The organism is Bacillus sp. S4 (genome assembly GCF_040838205.1).
Lineage (GTDB): Bacteria > Bacillota > Bacilli > Bacillales > Bacillaceae_G > Bacillus_A > Bacillus_A cereus_U.
In genome coordinates this window covers 1-1,863 of sequence record NZ_JBFPJI010000470.1, presented here as the reverse complement: position 1 = coordinate 1,863, position 1,863 = coordinate 1, and the positions used below count along the sequence as shown (strand labels likewise).

Here is a 1,863-nt window from a genome sequence, read left to right as displayed (position 1 = left end):
TTCTTTCAAATTATCCCCTCTTTTTCGTTTTAAATTTAGTTTTTTAAAATGTAAATAATTCTAAAAATATCACGATGTAACTTAATCATAACACGAAACGCATTTAAGTAACATATTTTTTTAGAAAATTTGATTCTGGTATATTTTTTGCATATAATTTTCTTATTATGAAAAAAGGAAGTGTATTATATGGTTGATATCTTTAGCAGATTCCTTGAAGTAACGAATAATATTTTGTGGTCATATATTCTTATTGCAATGCTAATCGGCTTCGGTCTTTATTTCTCTTTCAAATTAAAATTTGTCCAAATTACTCATTTCGGTGAAATGGTCAGTTTAATTAGTAAAGGGTTCAATCGAAAAGAAAAGAAAAAAGATAGCGTCTCTCCATTCCAAGCATTTTGCTTAAGTGCAGCTGCACGTATTGGTATCGGGAACTTAGCTGGTGTAGCACTAGCAATTTCAATGGGCGGGCCTGGCGCAATATTTTGGATGTGGTTTATCGCTATTCTTGGGGCAGCTACTAGTTTTGTAGAATGTACGCTCGCGCAAATTTATAAAGTAAAAGATGGAAGCAGATTCCGTGGTGGACCAGCATATTATATGGAAAAAGGGTTAAACAAACGCTGGATGGGCATTTGGTTTTCACTTCTCATTACAGTTGCATACGGATTAATTTTCAATTCAGTACAAGCAAATACAGTAACAATAGCGTTTGAAAATGCTTTTGGACTAGAACGAACTATCGTAGGAGCTGTATTAGCTTTATTAGTTGCTGTTATTATTTTTGGTGGTATTAAAAGCATTTCACGTATTACAGAAATGATTGTTCCTCCAATGGCAATCGTTTATATTGGTGTGGCTATTTTTGTCGTTATTAAAAACTTCAATATGTTACCAAGCATTTTTCTAGAAATATTTAACGGTGCATTTGGTTTAGACCAAGCCATCGCTGGTGGTATTGGAGCAGCAATCAAGTTCGGAATTCAGCGCGGTTTATTCGCGACAGAAGCAGGTATGGGTAGCTCTCCTAACGCAGCAGCAACATCAGATGTATCTCACCCTGTAAAACAAGGGCTTGTTCAAGCATTAGGTGTTTTCGTAGATACATTCTTAGTATGTACATCAACGGCGTTTATCGTATTATGTTCTGGACTTTACAAAGGATCAAATTTAGAAGGTATTGAATTAACACAACAAGCATTAAGTTCACAAATTGGACCGTGGGCAAGCACTTTCTTAGCGATTATTATTTTCCTATTCGCTTTCAGTTCTTTACTAGGAAACTACTATTATGGTGAAACAAATATCGCATTCATTAAGGAAAGCAAGACATGGTTACTGATTTATCGTGTTGCAGTTGTCGGAATGGTTTTCTTCGGATCAATCGCTGCCCTTCAAACAGTTTGGAGCTTAGCTGATTTCTTTATGGGACTAATGGTATTCACAAACTTAATTGCCATCTCATTCCTTAGCAAATTTGCCTACGCAGCATTAGTAGACTATATTAAGCAAAAGAAACAAGGAAAAGACCCTGTTTTCCTTGCAAGTTCTATTCCTGGCTTAAAGAATACAGAGTGCTGGGATGGACAGGATGTAGAAGAAAAGAAACAAGCTGTATAACAAATAAAAGCGGAGGCGGCTCGTTCAGAATCGCAGGGCACTTCAAGCTCTCGACCTTGAAGCGCTTTTTGCTTCGAGCGAGAGAGCGAAATGACCGGAGATTCTAGCCGCTGGAGCTATATATCAAATAAAAACCCCCTATTACCTCACCGTAATAGGGATTTTTATTTACAACAGTTCATAATTTGTTCAAATTAATTCCAGCAAAAGGGTTGATTTATACAAATTACTAGATTATAA

1 protein-coding gene is annotated in these 1,863 nt (G+C 36.1%); it reads left to right on the top strand.

The annotated features are described in order from the left end of the window. Positions 1-189: 189 nt before the first annotated feature. Positions 190-1,623 carry an alanine/glycine:cation symporter family protein gene (locus AB3X48_RS21710; RefSeq protein WP_016106569.1) on the top strand — a complete coding sequence of 478 codons (1,434 nt, stop codon included), beginning with the start codon at positions 190-192 and terminating at the stop codon, positions 1,621-1,623. Positions 1,624-1,863 lie beyond the last annotated feature (240 nt).